At 45.7% G+C, this 15,731-nt stretch carries 11 protein-coding genes; 1 reads left to right on the plus strand and 10 read right to left on the minus strand.

The annotated features are described in order from the left end of the window. Window positions 1-73: 73 nt before the first annotated feature. From lon to BMX69_RS09745, 8 genes are all read right to left on the minus strand, one after another. Window positions 74-2,392 carry an endopeptidase La gene (gene lon / locus BMX69_RS09710; RefSeq protein ID WP_100042231.1) on the minus strand — a complete coding sequence of 773 codons (2,319 nt, stop codon included), beginning with the start codon at window positions 2,390-2,392 and terminating at the stop codon, window positions 74-76. Between the two features lie 78 nt (window positions 2,393-2,470). Then, entirely contained in the window at window positions 2,471-3,772 is a 1,302-nt protein-coding gene (gene clpX / locus BMX69_RS09715; protein ID WP_100042232.1) for an ATP-dependent Clp protease ATP-binding subunit ClpX, read from the minus strand. 182 nt (window positions 3,773-3,954) lie between these two features. Next, complete coding sequence (clpP, locus tag BMX69_RS09720) at window positions 3,955-4,542, minus strand: ATP-dependent Clp endopeptidase proteolytic subunit ClpP (protein ID WP_013273024.1); 588 nt, start codon at window positions 4,540-4,542, stop codon at window positions 3,955-3,957. A gap of 187 nt (window positions 4,543-4,729) precedes the next feature. After that, window positions 4,730-6,016, minus strand: a complete 1,287-nt coding sequence (gene tig, locus BMX69_RS09725) for a trigger factor (protein WP_100042233.1) — start codon at window positions 6,014-6,016, stop codon at window positions 4,730-4,732. A 113-nt stretch (window positions 6,017-6,129) separates the two neighbouring features. Continuing rightward, the gene (locus tag BMX69_RS09730) at window positions 6,130-9,108 is read right to left on the minus strand and encodes a GGDEF and EAL domain-containing protein (protein ID WP_100042234.1); all 2,979 of its coding nucleotides are present in this window, start codon (window positions 9,106-9,108) and stop codon (window positions 6,130-6,132) included. Window positions 9,109-9,111: 3 nt separating this feature from the next. Further along, the gene (locus tag BMX69_RS09735) at window positions 9,112-10,557 is read right to left on the minus strand and encodes an extracellular solute-binding protein (protein ID WP_166433187.1); all 1,446 of its coding nucleotides are present in this window, start codon (window positions 10,555-10,557) and stop codon (window positions 9,112-9,114) included. A gap of 16 nt (window positions 10,558-10,573) precedes the next feature. Next, window positions 10,574-11,134: a DJ-1 family glyoxalase III gene (locus BMX69_RS09740; RefSeq protein WP_054789968.1), complete on the minus strand. Its 561-nt coding sequence runs from the start codon at window positions 11,132-11,134 to the stop codon at window positions 10,574-10,576. Between the two features lies 1 nt (window position 11,135). Continuing rightward, window positions 11,136-12,200, minus strand: coding sequence for a galactose ABC transporter substrate-binding protein (locus BMX69_RS09745; protein WP_100042235.1), 1,065 nt, complete (start codon window positions 12,198-12,200; stop codon window positions 11,136-11,138). 265 nt (window positions 12,201-12,465) lie between these two features. On the opposite strand from BMX69_RS09745, the gene BMX69_RS09750 reads away from it, so the two are divergent. Continuing rightward, window positions 12,466-12,918, plus strand: coding sequence for a CYTH domain-containing protein (locus BMX69_RS09750; protein ID WP_054789967.1), 453 nt, complete (start codon window positions 12,466-12,468; stop codon window positions 12,916-12,918). Window positions 12,919-13,115: 197 nt separating this feature from the next. Here the strand turns inward: BMX69_RS09750 and BMX69_RS09755 are convergent, their stop codons facing one another. Further along, on the minus strand, window positions 13,116-14,114 hold the full coding sequence (locus BMX69_RS09755; RefSeq protein ID WP_100043811.1) for a galactose/methyl galactoside ABC transporter permease MglC: 999 nt from the start codon (window positions 14,112-14,114) through the stop codon (window positions 13,116-13,118). 32 nt (window positions 14,115-14,146) lie between these two features. After that, on the minus strand, window positions 14,147-15,703 hold the full coding sequence (locus BMX69_RS09760; RefSeq protein WP_100042236.1) for a sugar ABC transporter ATP-binding protein: 1,557 nt from the start codon (window positions 15,701-15,703) through the stop codon (window positions 14,147-14,149). Window positions 15,704-15,731: the final 28 nt, after the last annotated feature.

Consider the following 15,731-nt stretch of genomic DNA (forward strand, 5'->3'; position numbering starts at 1 on the left):
TCTTTGGGCATAAAGGTATACCCGAAGGGTATTTCCTCTTTCCTGCCCATGTTTTCTGGGCATACCTGTGCTTCTATTCCTTGATGAAAGCTTCTTTTAAAACCTCCGGCATGTTCTTCACATATATGATGTCCAGATCTCCGATGATTTCCTCTGACAGCTCTGCAATATCCGGACGGTTCCTGTCAGGAACCAGAACCTTCTCCACATGGGCCATACGTGCAGCCAGGATTTTTTCCTTAAGGCCACCGATCGGCAGAACACGGCCGCGAAGAGTAATCTCTCCTGTCATGGCCACCTTGGCGTTTACCTTCCGTTTTGTGACCGCAGACAGCATAGCCGTCGCCATGGTGATTCCAGCCGATGGGCCATCCTTTGGCACGGCTCCTTCCGGAATGTGAAGGTGGATATCGTGCTTTTCAAAATAATCATCCTTTACCTTATATTCCGGGCATACCGATCTGACATAGCTTAAAGCAGTCTGGGCGGATTCCTTCATGACATCGCCCATTTGTCCGGTCATCTGAAGGCTTCCCTTCCCTGGCATGACATTGACTTCGATTTGAAGGGTGTTGCCGCCGACGCTGGTCCATGCAAGACCTCTTACAATTCCCACCTGGTCTTCCTCGTTTACATCCTCAAAGAGTACCTTTTCCTTGCCTAAATACTTCTCCAGGTCGTCTGAATTTATCTCAATGGCCTTTTTCCCATCTTCCAGGAATTCTCTTGCAGCTTTTCTGAAAACAGCTCCGATCCGCCTTTCTAAATTCCTGACTCCGGCCTCTCTGGTGTAGTGGTGAATGATCTTTTCAAGAGCCTCGTCCGATATGGTTACCTGACCTGGCTTAAGCCCATTCTTTTCCCGCTGCTTTCTTACTAAGTAATTCTTTGCAATATGGAATTTTTCATTCTCCGTATAGCTATTTACTTCAATTACTTCCATACGGTCAAGAAGCGGCCCCGGTATGGTGGTTGTGGTATTGGCCGTTGCCAGAAACAGCACATTGGATAAATCAATGGGAATCTCTACATAATGATCCCGGAATTTTATATTCTGTTCGCTGTCGAGCACCTCTAAAAGAGCGGAAGAAGTATCACCCTTATAATCCCTGCTGACCTTGTCGATCTCGTCAAGAAGCATTAAGGGATTGCTGACTCCGGATTGCCTTAAGGCCTCTACAATCCTTCCGGGCATGGCGCCTACGTAGGTTTTCCGGTGTCCGCGGATCTCCGCTTCATCCCGGATTCCTCCCAGGCTGATCCTTACATACTCCTTATTCAACGCCTTTGCTACTGATCTGGCAATGGAAGTCTTTCCTGTTCCAGGAGGTCCTACCAGGCAGATGATAGGGCTGGATCCCTTTTTTGTAAGGACGCGGACTGCTAAATATTCCAGAATCCGTTCCTTTACCTTCTCAAGGCCATAATGATCCTCATTTAAGATCTCCTCTGCATGGGCGATGCTGTTATCATCCTTTGACAGCTTCTTCCACGGAAGCTCTAAGACCGTCTCAAGGTACATACGGACCACATTGGCTTCCTGACTTCCTCCAGGCATCGCCTTAAAGCGTTCAATCTCCTTTTGAATCTTATCCTTGGTCTCCTTATCAGCTTTTAAAGCCTTCAGCTTCTTTAAGTATTCGTCGGAATCGGACAAAGGGTTGTCCTCGCCAAGCTCCTCACGGATCACCTTAAGCTGCTCCCTTAAGATATAATCCTTCTGGTTCTTGTCGATCCGTTCCTTAACGTGGGACTGTAATTCCCGTTTTACTTTTGTGACCTCGATCTCTGTCATCAGCTGATTTATAACCAGCGCATACCGGTCCTCCAAAAGAGCGCTTTCAAGCACCTGCTGGCGCACCCGGTAATCCCAGGAAAGCTGTACGGCAATCTGGTCCAAAAGCTCGCCAAGGTCATTAAGCACCATAAGACCCGGAAGTACCTCCTTAGCGACCCTGGGATTCTCCCTGCCGTATTCCTCCAGCTTTTCCTGAATGATCTGAATCATAGCCTCTCTTGTAATATAATCAATGGAATCATCTGCTTCCAGAGCCTTTTCAATTTCACCTATGAGCATGGGCTCCTCGCTGTCAAGAGTCAAAAGCTCTGCCCGCTCCATACCTTCCACCATAACACGGATCACATTATTCGGCAGCTTTACCAGCTGCTTGATGAGAGCCACTGTACCGATCTGATACAAATCTTCGATTCCAGGGTCAGCTTCCTCAGAATTCTTCTGGGTAACCAGACATACTTTCTGATCTCCCACCATTGCCTTCTCCACAGCTGCAATGGATTTTGTCCGGCTGATATCAAAATGCAGCATCATTTTGGGAAGAACAGTCATGCCTCGCAGGGCGATAACTGGCATTGTGATTGTCTTATCCACCATTGTGTTCTCTCCTTTGCATTCAAAAAGGTGTTCCAGCAGATTTTCTCGCTGTAACACCTTCCTGACTCATGCAGGGACCTATGCGATCTCGCCTGTCTTATCTTTTCTTAACTTCTGAGCCAGTGATTTTCTTGGGACTGCCGTGTCCCTGTAAATCAGCTCCGGCTCACCCTTTTTATCTACAACATCCCTGGTAATCGTGCAGATTCCGATGCTGCTGTCAGATGGAATCTCGTACATCATCTCCATCATTACGCTTTCCATAATGGAACGCAAGCCTCTGGCCCCTGTTTTTCTCTCCACTGCCAGTTCCGCAATCCGTTCAACTGCTTCTCCGGTCAGCTCAAGCTTCACATCATCCAGTTCAAACAACTTTTGATACTGCTTGACCAGGGCGTTCTTCGGCTCTGTTAATATCTTCACAAGTGCATCCCGATCCAGAAGTTCCAGGGATACGTTAACCGGCACTCGGCCGATAAACTCCGGTATCAAACCGAACTTCACCAGATCCTGAGGAAGGGTCTTCTTTAAAAGATCATCAATATCTGTCTTGTTCTTATCTACGATTTCCGCATTAAAGCCGATGGAACCGGCACTTAACCGACGTTCAATGATTTTTTCCAATCCATCAAAAGCGCCTCCGCAGATGAACAGAATATTGGTGGTATTGATCTGTAAAAGCTCCTGATGGGGATGCTTTCTTCCTCCCTGAGGCGGAACACTTGCAACCGTACCTTCCAGAATCTTTAAAAGAGCCTGCTGTACGCCTTCGCCGGAAACATCTCTGGTAATAGACACATTTTCCGACTTCTTTGTTATTTTATCAATCTCATCGATATAGATAATTCCATATTCTGCCCTGCTGATGTCATAATCAGCCGCCTGGATGAGCTTTAAAAGGATGTTCTCAACATCCTCGCCAACATAACCAGCTTCTGTAAGGGCGGTGGCATCTGCAATAGCAAACGGAACATTTAAAACCTTTGCCAGCGTCTGCGCAAGATAGGTTTTACCAGAGCCGGTAGGACCTAACATCAGAATATTGCTCTTTTGCACTTCTACATCCATTTTTTTCCTGGAAGTGATTCTTTTGTAGTGGTTATAGACTGCTACAGACAATACCTTTTTTGCGTTGTTCTGACCAATGACATAATCGTCTAAAAAAGCCTTGATTTCCTTTGGCTTCATCAGGTTGATATCACCAAAATCAGGCACTTCTTCCTCATGGCTGTCAAATTCTTCCTCTAATATCTCTGCGCACAAATCAATACATTCGTCACAGATGTAGACATTATTGGAACCGGCAATGAGCTTCTTTACCTGGTCCTGGGTCTTCCCGCAAAAAGAGCATCGGATCTTGTCGTCTGTTCTGACCGGCATATACACACCTCATTCTTTCCTAATACAATTGCCCTGCTTTTTGGGCATAAAGAAATACCCGCAGGGTGTTTCCTAATACATTGCCCTGCTTCCTGGCAGTGCCCGACCCATTTTACCGGGTGTAAAGGGGATACCTGCAGGGTGTTTCCTATAAATCGCCCCGGCTGCTTAAGCGCAGAGGCTTATCGGTCATGGCTGTAGATGATATCATCGATCAAGCCATATGCTTTCGCCTCTTCCGCGTTCATGTAATTGTCGCGCTCTGTATCGCGTTCAATCACTTCATAAGGCTGGCCAGTGTTTGCTGACAGGATTTCATTTAAACGCTTCTTTATCTTCAGTATATTCTCAGCTACGATTCGGATCTCAGTGGCCTGGCCCTTTGCTCCGCCGGATGGCTGATGAATCATAACCTCCGCATTTGGAAGAGCGAACCGTTTTCCCTTTGCTCCGCCGGCCAGTAAAAATGCTCCCATGCTGGCTGCCATGCCCATACAAACAGTAGATACATCACATTTAATATAGTTCATGGTATCATAAATTGCCATTCCTGCGGTAACGGAACCGCCAGGGCTGTTGATATAGAGGTTGATGTCCTTATTCGGATCCTCTGCCTCTAAAAATAACAGCTGGGCCACAACAAGGCTTGCTGATACATCGGATACCTCTTCCCCAAGAAAAATGATCCTCTCCTTAAGAAGTCTGGAATAAATATCGTAAGAGCGCTCGCCCTTACTGGTTGATTCAATGACATAAGGTACTAAACTCATCTGTCTTCCTCCTGTCTGTTCTTTCCTATATTTCGCCCATGTTTTCTGGGCATAAAGGGATACCCGTAGGGTGTTTCCTATATTTTGCCCATGCTTTCTGGGCATAAAGGGATACCCGTAAGATATCTCTTATCAAAGTCGAATAGACTCCGGACAAAATGCCAGGAATCTATTCAAAGGATACTTCTTAAACTAATTTTGCTTCTGCAACAAGAAAATCTACTGCTTCCTGAACTGCCAGATCTTCCTTCATCTGCTGGATGCCGACTTCTCCAAGAGATTCTTTTACCAGAGAGACTTCCATCTTGTAAGCTTCTGCCATGCTGGCAATTTCTTTCTCAACTGCTTCATCAGATGCAGTGATGTTCTCTGCCTTCACAACTGCTTCCAGTACCAGTCTTGTCTGGATTCTCTTAAGAGCCTGTGGCTTCATCTGCTCCTTTAAGGACTGAAGAGTCATGCCTGTAAATTTCATATACTGGTCAAGAGACAGGCCCTGGCTCTGCATTCTTCTGGCATAATCATTAACCATGTTGTTCACCTGGCTGTCGATCATCGGCTCAGGAATCTCCATGGCAGCATTCTCAACAACCTTCTCTACCACATGATCTTCATTCTCTGTTGCTGCTTCTTTCTCTTTTCTGGAAGCAACCTTTTCCCTGATGTCGTTCTTGTATTCTTCCAATGTCTCGAATTCAGAAACTTCGCTTGCAAACTCGTCGTTTAATTCAGGAAGTTCTTTTTTCTTGATTTCCTTAACAGTCACCTTAAATAATGCAGGCTTTCCTGCCAATTCTGTTGCATGATACTCATTTGGGAAGGTTACGTTGACTTCACACTCTTCGCCGATGTTCTTGCCGATCAGCTGCTCTTCAAAGGTATCAATGAAGGAGTGGGAACCAATGGTAAGAGGATAATCCTCACCCTTTCCGCCGTCAAATGTCTTTCCGTCTACAAAGCCTTCAAAGTTGATAACCGTCTGGTCACCGTCCTCTACAGATCTGTCCTCTACGGAGATAAGTCTGGAATTCTGTTCCTGAACTTTCTTTAACTCGGAATCAATATCTTCATCGGTTACTTCGGCAGATGCCTTGGTCACTTCAATTCCCTTATATTCGCCAAGTGTTACGTCCGGTTTAACGGCTACTGTAGCCGTATAGATCAGGGTCTTACCCTTTTCTACCTGTACGATGTCAATCTCAGGTCTGGAAACGATGTCCAGTCCGCTTTCTTCCGCTGCATCACCATAAGTTGCGTCAAGAGCCTCGTTTACTGCATCTTCATATAAAATGCCTGCTCCATACATCTTCTCAACCATGGCCTGAGGAGCTTTCCCTTTCCTGAAACCAGGGATGTTGAATCTGCCCTTATTCTTATTGTAAGCCGCAGTAAGAGCCTTATCAAACTCTTCCGCTGACACTTCTACCGTCAATTTTGCCATGTTCTTTTCTAATTTTTCTACTTGTAAACTCATTAAAGGGTTCCTCCTTGAAATATATGTGAACCGCCAAATCAACAGGGCGTTACACTTCAATTTAACATTATAGCATACTCGTCCCGTAAATTCCAGTATTATTTACGATTAAATCAGGTTTTTCCTGTAAACTCCTGCATGCGCTTTACGATGTAGGGATCCAGGGGCCGGATCTCCATCTGCGGCCTTGAAATATAATATCCCTGGAACAGAGAAACTCCGCATTTCATAAGAAATTCCAGCTCTTCCGGAGTTTCTACCCCCTCGGCAAGAACTGTTATGTTGTTTTGCTTTGCAAAATCCAAAAGATTCCTTAAAATGATCTGACGGTTCTGGTCTTCGTGGATCCGTTTTACCAGGTTGATATCCACCTTAATGATATCCGGCCTCATACGCAGAAGAATGGATTCGCTGTTATATCCCGTCCCGAAATCATCAACAGCGACCTGCCCCTTCCACCGCCTCGCCATGTCAACCTTGCGATGCATGAAATCTTGGCTTACCGGTTCGCCTTCTGTCATTTCAATGACAATCCGGTGAAGCAGATTTCCATAGGTTTCTTCCAGCTCCGTCTGCTCTGCTTCCGTTAAGCACACGCTGGCAATGGAGTTGATGAACAGCTTCTCGTCAGTTCCCAGCTGCCCGGCCATAGCCTCCGCCACAACCGCCTTAAGTCCTGCAAACCAGGTGAGAGCCTCTATCTGGGAAAGCTTTGCCTGCGCTCTTGCCAGATTTAACACTTCACTGATTCCCTTCATGTTTGCAAATTTTGGACGCATCAGCAATTCATATCCGTAAATCCTTCCTTCCCTTGTTGCAATTGGCTGAAATGCAAAACGAACCTCTTTTTTATCTAGCATCCGGTTAAGCTCTTCGCTGCCTGCTAACATATAGGAATTATGAGTATATTCATTTAAATCAAACTCCTTTACCACCCCTTTTACGCTGTGCTTTACCATATACATGGCAAAATCAGCATAACTAAACAGGGACTCAAAGTCTGCCGCATCATCCGGGTACCAGGAAAGCCCTCCCGACACGCGGATAGGAAACTGGTATCCCCCGCCCGTATTCAGTGAGAATTTTTGAATATGTTTCATGAATTCCCGGATTTTTTCTCTGATTTCTTCCTTTTCATCTGCTTCCATAAAGGTAACAAATTCATCTCCGGAATATCTGGCTACAATCCCTCCCTTTTCCGAGAATATCTTTAAGCAGTTGGCAAAGAGGACAATGTACCGGTCTCCTTCGTCATGTCCGTATGTATCGTTAATATATTTTAAATTATCCAGATCCCACATGATCAGTGCGGAAACCTTCCCTTTCTGCCTCTTCATAGCAGCCGCGACCTGTTCCCGGAATGCTCTCCGGTTGTAAATCTCCGTCAGCAGGTCAAAATTCCTCTCCCGCTCCAGCTTCTCCTTTTCCTCTACATCCGCAGTCACATCCGAGCACACCCCAAGGATTGTCCCTTTCTTTGATCCGTCCAGAATAAATTCCACCCAGCGCGTCCCTTCCGGGTCCTCCAGGCACTGCAAAACACGGTCCCCTTTTATCTTAATACCGGTAAAGGTATTCTCCATGTATTTCTTGAATTCTTCTGACTTTATATAACAGTATGGCTCTTCCATGCTGCCCCAGTCCAGCATCTGAAACAAAGAGCGGCTGCAGAATACACGGTCAGACTCCTCCTCATATTCAAATACGCCGATCAGGACATTGGCATGTTCCAGGATACTTGAAATCTTAGACGACGCCCTTTCCACATCCTGATTTAATTGTTCAATGGTTTCTGTCAGTTCATCGATTTCTCTGATATGTACTCTTTTAAGGGAAAGTTCCCTGCTTCCTGACTTTCCTCTTAATTCTACGATCAATCTGCGGATAGGTTCCGTCATGATCTTGCCTATAACAAACGCCCCTAACAGGCTGAATATTAGCGGTACTGCCATGGAGCCAAGAAGCATGCACCGGATTGCATTATAAAAAGACAGCAGATCCTTCTGGCGAGCGATACCGGCTAATACCCACTCTTCTTCCTCAAAAGGTCCGTTGTTTCCATAAACATCTAAGCTTCTTATACTGGCATACCATTTGGTTCCCTCAGAAGATGTCAGCTCACTGATGGTTTCTTCCTCATTATCCTCATAATCAATTCTTTGGCTCTCGTTAAAATACTGATTATACAGATATCCGGAATAGGCGACAGGGATAATGGTTTTTGTTCCCTTGTTCCGAATGCCTAAAAGCCAGCATTCTTCAAAATTGCCGCTTGTCTGGTCTTCTCCCAGAATCTGCTCAAGCTGGTTTAAGGTAATTTCCAGCCCGCATGCCCCCACAACGGTGCCGTCATTAAGTATGATTGGGATGGAATAGGTTATTACCTGCATATCCCTGGGGCTTAAGCGGAAAGGGGGGCTTAAGTAGGCAAATTCCATGGCATCATCCTTGGCTGCCAGATTCTGAACCGCCATAAGATACGGCTTCTTATAAAAAGAGGCGGCGGCTTTATTCTCCTCATCTTCCTGAAAGCCAAGTTCCCAGAAGGAATCCAGAGGAATGTCGTATTTTTCCGCTATGGATGGCAGCCCTCTTTCCATAAGAAGGGACGAATTATCCTTTAAATATCCTCCTGAATTGGAATTGCGCATATAAAAGCCTGCTTTCATTTCAACCGGACTGTTCTTGGCCGCCGGGCCGTTTAAGACCATAAAAACTCCCGTCGCATGGCTTAAGTGAAGCATTTCTATGGATTTTTCCATAACCTTATCAACGATTTTCCGATTCAGTTCATAATCCGTAAGGATATCTCTTGACCTGCGTCCCTCACTGTCAAGCACTTGCTGGATCCCGGCGGTTATGAATTCAGAATTACTAAACATAACGATCCAATGGTGAAAGGTCTCTTTCTCAAGGCTCAGCTTTGTGCTCTCTGTATTTTCACTTAATATGTGGATTTCATTATTCTTTAATTTGATGGAAACTCCGCCAAACAGTACCAGACCTGCAATGACCGCAGCCTGCAGAACCAGCAGGATCAGCAATGGTCCCAGAAGCTGGGTGCGAATGGATTCACTTCTCTTGTTCTTCATAAATCACTCTCCAATAATCGCTTCCAACTGCTCCATTGTGTCTCTGTACCAGTTATCAAAATTTTCTTCTGTCACAAAATCTGCAACTGCACTTTCCCGTTTCACTCCCTGCCCCATAAGGGTGCAAATCTCTTCGTAATCTTCTTTTGCCTTTATAGCCATTGCGGAATTCAGCACGCTTCTGGCCCGGTCGCCGCCGTTAAAAGGCTTTGAAGTGTAAAGCCGGTACTGATTCGCCGTGTCAAGGCCTATCAGAAGGTTCTGTGATACCCCGCTGTCCTCGCCGGCTTCCTCCAGGAAGGGTCTTAGCAGTTCTTCATTACCGGCAGCCTTCTTAACCGGAAGATAACCGGAACCAATTGCAAACTTCATATTCTGTTCCACACATGTAAACCATTTTAGGAATAGTGTTGCTGCATACTCTCTTTTTTCCTCAGATTTAAACACCATCATACCGGCTCCCTGCTGTACTGCGCAGGGAGCGGTACCCTGGAAATTGGGAAGAGGGTAAAGCTTGCTTTCTATGGCATAATTGGTCCCATCCTCAAGGGTCACTGAGGTTGGAAAGTAAGAGATTCCGCTGGTCGCCCCAACAAAGGCTGCCAGCTGGCCTGTCTTTACATCATCACTTCTAAACTTCCCGTAGGAACCAAAATATCCATTTACATAGGGAACGTAATAATTGTCCCATAGCCTCCTCATGGTCTGCTTATCAAGATCAAGAACGGTTTTCCCATCCTTTTCTTTAAAGATTTCATGGCCCAGCTGAAGGCTGCCGATGATCATATAATTAGCAAACGCATCCCTTCCAAAAAAAGCCTTTCCATCATCCGGTTCGTCCGTTAAGCTGTCCGTCCATTTATAATAGGACTCTGCCACACGGGTGATCCCTTCCCAGGTGGAAAGAGCCTCCTCTGTCTCTCCTGTTGCCTCTGCAAACTTGTCCCAGTCCGTCTTATTCACAGTAAGGATCTCGGTAGACTTGGCGATAGGGAATACCTTAATCGCCCCTGTGCTGTCAAATTTGCCTTCTTCCATATAGGCATCCACATATTCCGATATTTCGTCCTCAGTCAGATAGCTGCTTAAATCTGCTGCCAATCCCATCTGATCCACTTCATACACCTTATCCACATAAGCAGAAAAAACATCAGGCAGAGGATCCGATCCAATCTTCTTTTCAATGCTTTCATTAATCAGATTGCTCAATTCGTCAATGCTTCCCTTGTTAAACGCCTTGACGATGATCCCTTTTTCTCTTCCTTTGTTTTCATTAAACTCCTGCACCAGACGGTCGAATTCTTCCTTCTGGACGCCATTGTAATAATGCCAGATGGTAATGGTGACTGGATCTTTTTCCGATAATCCGTAAGGATCTTTCTTTTCACATCCGGTAAGCAGCCCGATGAAAACAGCAGCCAGAACCGGCAATACCCATCCTTTTTTCATACGCTCACCTACCCCATCACATGGAACTATGGTCGTATTGGATGGCCTCCTTTACCTGGCGGGCATGTTCTTTATCCGTCAGAAGGCCCAGAAGTTCAATTCCCATATCCAGCGCATAGCCTAACCCCCTGGCGGTCGTTATATTCCCATCCGTAACAACTCCCTGTTTTGTATACAAGGCACCTTTAAGCTCCGGTTCAAAGCCGGGAAAGCAGGTTGCTCTTTTCCCTTCCAGCATACCAAGCTTTCCTAATATACTTGGAGCAGCGCAGATCGCCGCGATTCTCCGGTTCTCTTTATGAGCTTCCTTTAAAGAATTTAACAGTCCCTCGTGGGCACCTAAATTCCTGGTTCCCGGCATTCCGCCGGGAAGAAACAGAACATCAGCATCTTTACAGTCTACTTCGGAAAATTCATAATCCGCCTGGATTTTTATCTGATGGGCACTTACCACATCTCTTTTCCCCGTAACGGAAACAAGGGTCACCTCCTGGCCACCCCTCTTTAAAATATCCACAACTGCCAATAACTCCACTTCCTCTGATCCATCAGCGAAAAACGCAAATACTTTACTCATCTTAATCCTCTCCTTTTAACGTATGAAAGGTACTGATTGCAGTGACCTTGATATAATCCACCTGATACCTTGTGTCCACATCTTCCCCGTCAATCATCTTTATCAAAGTATCGGCAGCTGTTTGGGATTGTCCCTCTAAATCGTTTAAAACAGTCCCGGCTATCTTTCCCTCTTTTATATATTTTACCGTATCCTGAAGGGCATCTACCCCTACCAGGTAAATATCCTTTCCAGGGACGCGGCCCGCCTCTTCTACAGCTTCCAATGCACCGTTTGCCATGGAATCATTGTTGCAGAAGATCACCTCTATCCTGCTTCCGTAGGTGTTTAACACCTCCTGCGCAAGCTTCTTCCCTTTATCCTTGTTCCAGTCTCCATTGCCGGAAAACAGTTTATCTGTCTTCATTCCCCCTTCTTCCAGGGCTTTTATGGAATATTCCGTCCGGTAACGGCTGTCCTCATTGCCATCCTCTCCCATGAGCATGGCATAAGATACCACCCCATCGCCGTTTATATCTCCTTTATCAGGCATTTCCCGGATGATTTCTCCCTGATAGGTACCTGCCTGTCTGGAATCCGTTCCAACGCAGGACACTGCCATGTGGTTGTCCTGCCACCGCTTCTGTTCCTCCTCGTTTGGCTCTCTGTTAATAAAAACCAAAGGGATCCCTGCTCGGCTGCAGTCATCGGAAAGCCCAGGCGCAGCCGACACCTCCACTGGATTTACTATGATCCCGTCACACCCGTCCGAAATAAACTGGCTGATCTGCCGGTTCTGTTCTTCCTGATCTCCTCCGGCATTGCGCATGATCACATCCGCATGGCAGGTTTCCTCCAGATATTGTTTTAATTCCGAACGATACAGCTTCATGAATGTATCGTCATAGCGGTATATACTTATCCCAATCTTAGGGCCTGTCTCCTCACGAACCCCTTCCGTGCCTGCTTCTGATGCTGAACGTTCTTCGGTATTCTTCTCCTGCTCCCGAGGAGCGCATCCATGAAGAAGAAAAGCAGCCAATACAATCAGAAAAACTACAAAAATCCGTTTACTTAAACGTTTCATGTCCTAAATCTCCTGAATTCCACTGTTTTCCCCATATTACCACGTTTTTTCTTTTTTTGCCACCACCTTCTACTTTTTGTTCCCATGTGGTATAATGACGCAGGCGTCTGTTATCATGCTGCATTTTCCATATACCGCTTTACGGCACCTGGCTCATTGCTTTTATGGTATAACAGAAAAACTTGTCAGGTACTAACAAACTTAGTGCCCATGATATACTGGCCGCATATGGCAGTACAAAACATTGTAGCAGGAGGACTTTCCCATGGAAATAGAACGAAAATATCTCATACCCCACCCGCCGGCGGATTACACCGCCTACCCTTGTCACTTCATAGAACAGGGATATCTCTCAACAGAACCGGTAGTCCGGATCCGCAGAGAGGATGACTCCTTTTACCTTACCTACAAATCAAAGGGACTTTTGGAACGGGAGGAATACAATCTACCTTTGACACCAGAGTCCTATGAACACTTAATCAAAAAAGCGGATGGCCATATTCTTACAAAAAAACGGTATCTGATCCCCATGGAAGGTTCCGATCATCTGACCATAGAACTGGATGTCTTTGATGGACGTTTTAAAGGGCTGATATTGGCTGAAGTGGAATTTCCGGAAAGAGAAGAAGCCGAAAACTTCATTCCTCCCTCCTGGTTTGGAGAAGACGTAACGTTTTCAGGAGAATATCAGAACAGCAGGTTAAGCCAGCTTCCATAAATTTTTATGAATAAAGCGAGCCGCAGGAGTCCAAAGGATACCTCTTTTCCAGACTCTTACGGCTCGCCATTCATTATAACACCATGCAGAAAAGGAACCGGAACAAAGGCGGAATTACACTTAAGAGCCCGCTGCCCCTGCTCCGATTCCTTTTTCCAAAAACCCCGGCAAAAGCTGCAGGGTGCTCCTTAAAGGAATTACTTCTTTGCAATATACTTTCTGATGTCCAGAGCAATCGCAACTACAATTACAATTCCCTGTGCAATATACTGGAAGTTGGTATCAACACCCAGATACTGCAGGCAGGTCTTCAAGATTTCAAATACCAGTACTCCGATCAGAACACCGGATACCTTACCAATACCGCCGTTTACAGATACACCTCCGATGGTACATGCCGCAATGGCTTCCAGCTCCCAGCCCATTCCCATATTAACAGAGGAACCGCCGGACTTTGCGCCTACAAGGAAACCTCCCAATGCATAAAGGGCTGCTGCTGTTACATAAATGATGATTTTCGTTTTCTTTGTATTAACGCCGGAAACTTCTGCTGCCTGTTCATTTCCGCCGATGGCGTACATATATTTGCCGTGAGGTGTTTTATTATAAACAAACCAGATCACAAACCCGACTGCAAGGGCAATTAAGAACAGATAAGGAATGAATCCAAAAAGCCTGCCCTTTGCTACCTCTGTATAAGCAGGGCGGTAACCGCCGATTGGAGTCGCATTGGTATAAACAAGGCAGACACCGTAAACAATCAGCTGCATGCCCAAAGTTCCGATAAAAGCCGGAACCTGAAGTAAAGAAACAACCATACCATTGATCAGGCCGAAAATCGCACAAACAGCGATACAGATTAACAGCACAACGAACACCCACCAGATTCCGAAATCAGGAAGATTGGGAAAAAACTTTCCGCTGTATCCTGGTTTCTGAAGCAAGGTACCTGCAAGGCAGGCGGAGAGCCCTACCATACGTCCGGCGGAAAGGTCCGTACCTCTGGTGATCAGACATCCGGATACGCCGCAGGCAATGATAAATCGGGGCGCTACGTTTAAAGCGATGTTTTTTAAGTTATCAGGGGTACCAAAGGATGGCTGCTTAATTGCAGTAAAAATCGCCAGCATGATGAGAACGACGATGATTCCATTATTAATAAGAAAATCCTTTATATTAACTTTTTTTGTTTGCATAGGTAAATCTTTCGAGTTAACCTTCTTCGATGTCATGATTTAACCTCCTGTGTGAAATTTTCTGTTTCTTTATCGTTTAAATCGAATTTAGTGGCTAATGCCATTATTTTCTCCTGAGTTGCCTCATCATCTTCCAGCTCTCCGGTAATATGGCCATTGCACATAACGATAATCCGGTTTGACATGCCGATCAGTTCCGGCATTTCGGAAGAAATCATGATAATCGATTTTCCCTGCTTTACCAGATCTATCATGATCTGATAAATCTCATATTTTGCACCGACGTCAATTCCTCTGGTGGGTTCATCCATGATCAGAATATCCGGGTTATTCGCCAGCCATCTGGCGATGATCACCTTTTGCTGGTTCCCTCCTGACAGAGACTGTATCAGGGTCCTGTCATTGGGCGTCTTGATGCTCAGCTTTGCGATGCTCTCTTTTACAACCTGCCCCACCTTTTTGCTGTTAATGGTTCCGGCTTTGGTATAATTCCGGTAAGAAGCAATAGCCGTATTATCTGCAATGCTTAAGCAGCCAATAATGCCGGTTCCACGTCTGTCCTCTGTGATCATTCCCACAGAATCGTTAATGGCATCCTGGGGACGCTTGATCGTTACCTTTTTACCAAGGATCTCGATCTCACCGCTTGCAATATGGCGCATTCCAAAAATTGCTTCCATCAATTCTGTTCTCTGAGCACCTACCAGGCCTCCAAATCCCAGAATCTCTCCTTTCTTTAATTCAAAGGAACAATCCCGGAAGGAGCGTGCGTGGATGCTGCTTACATGGCTTACTTTTAAAACAGTTTCATCTGTCCGGTAATCTTCCTTAGGAGGATAGACGTTGCTTAATTCCCGGCCCACCATCTGCTTTACGATTTCATCATCCGAAATGTCCTTGACCTCCCAGGAGCCTACGTACGTTCCATCTCGCATGATTGTAATGTCATCGGCGATCTGCCGGATCTCTGCCATCTTATGGCTGATATATATCATAGAAACACCGCGGGATTTTAAATCCCTGACGATCCGAAACAGCGCTTCCACTTCATTATCAGTCAGTGATGAGGTCGGTTCATCCAAAATTACCAGCTTTGCATTCTGGCTCACTGCCTTTGCAATTTCCACTGACTGCATTTGTCCGATTGATAGTGTCCCAAGTTTTGCCCTGGGATTAAAACTCATTTTTACATCTTTTAACCACTTTTCCGCTTCCTGGTTCATGGTCTTATGGTCAATCATCTTTAGCGGACCTACTTTTATTAAGGGATACCTTCCAAGGTACATATTTTCCGCAATAGAACGCGCCGGAACCGGCTGCAGTTCCTGATGCACCATGGCAAGCCCTTTGCGAAGGGCATCATCGGGATTTGCGATGCTCACATCCTTCCCGTCAATCAGAACCTTTCCTTCATCCATATTATAAATGCCGAAAAGGCATTTCATAAGGGTCGACTTACCTGCTCCGTTCTCACCCATTAGGGCATGAACGGTACCGGGACGTACTTTTAAGTTGATTTTATCAAGCGCTTTAACACCAGGGAAGGATTTGCTGACCCCTATCATTTCCAGTCTGTATTCCTCTGCCATCCCGTTTCTCCTTTCCTCTTTATTGCCC

Origin of the sequence: Lacrimispora sphenoides JCM 1415, from assembly GCF_900105615.1 — a bacterium.
In the GTDB taxonomy this organism is placed as follows: Bacteria; Bacillota; Clostridia; order Lachnospirales; family Lachnospiraceae; genus Lacrimispora; species Lacrimispora sphenoides.

Coding starts and splice junctions, on each gene's coding strand:
- BMX69_RS09730 (WP_100042234.1), bottom strand. CDS start 9,108: ATGAAGAACAAGAGAAGTGAATCCATTCGCACCCAGCTTCTGGGACCA.
- BMX69_RS09735 (WP_166433187.1), bottom strand. CDS start 10,557: ATGAAAAAAGGATGGGTATTGCCGGTTCTGGCTGCTGTTTTCATCGGG.
- BMX69_RS09760 (WP_100042236.1), bottom strand. CDS start 15,703: ATGGCAGAGGAATACAGACTGGAAATGATAGGGGTCAGCAAATCCTTC.
- lon (WP_100042231.1), bottom strand. CDS start 2,392: ATGGTGGATAAGACAATCACAATGCCAGTTATCGCCCTGCGAGGCATG.
- BMX69_RS09740 (WP_054789968.1), bottom strand. CDS start 11,134: ATGAGTAAAGTATTTGCGTTTTTCGCTGATGGATCAGAGGAAGTGGAG.
- BMX69_RS09755 (WP_100043811.1), bottom strand. CDS start 14,114: ATGCAAACAAAAAAAGTTAATATAAAGGATTTTCTTATTAATAATGGA.
- BMX69_RS09745 (WP_100042235.1), bottom strand. CDS start 12,200: ATGAAACGTTTAAGTAAACGGATTTTTGTAGTTTTTCTGATTGTATTG.
- tig (WP_100042233.1), bottom strand. CDS start 6,016: ATGAGTTTACAAGTAGAAAAATTAGAAAAGAACATGGCAAAATTGACG.
- BMX69_RS09750 (WP_054789967.1), top strand. CDS start 12,466: ATGGAAATAGAACGAAAATATCTCATACCCCACCCGCCGGCGGATTAC.
- clpP (WP_013273024.1), bottom strand. CDS start 4,542: ATGAGTTTAGTACCTTATGTCATTGAATCAACCAGTAAGGGCGAGCGC.
- clpX (WP_100042232.1), bottom strand. CDS start 3,772: ATGCCGGTCAGAACAGACGACAAGATCCGATGCTCTTTTTGCGGGAAG.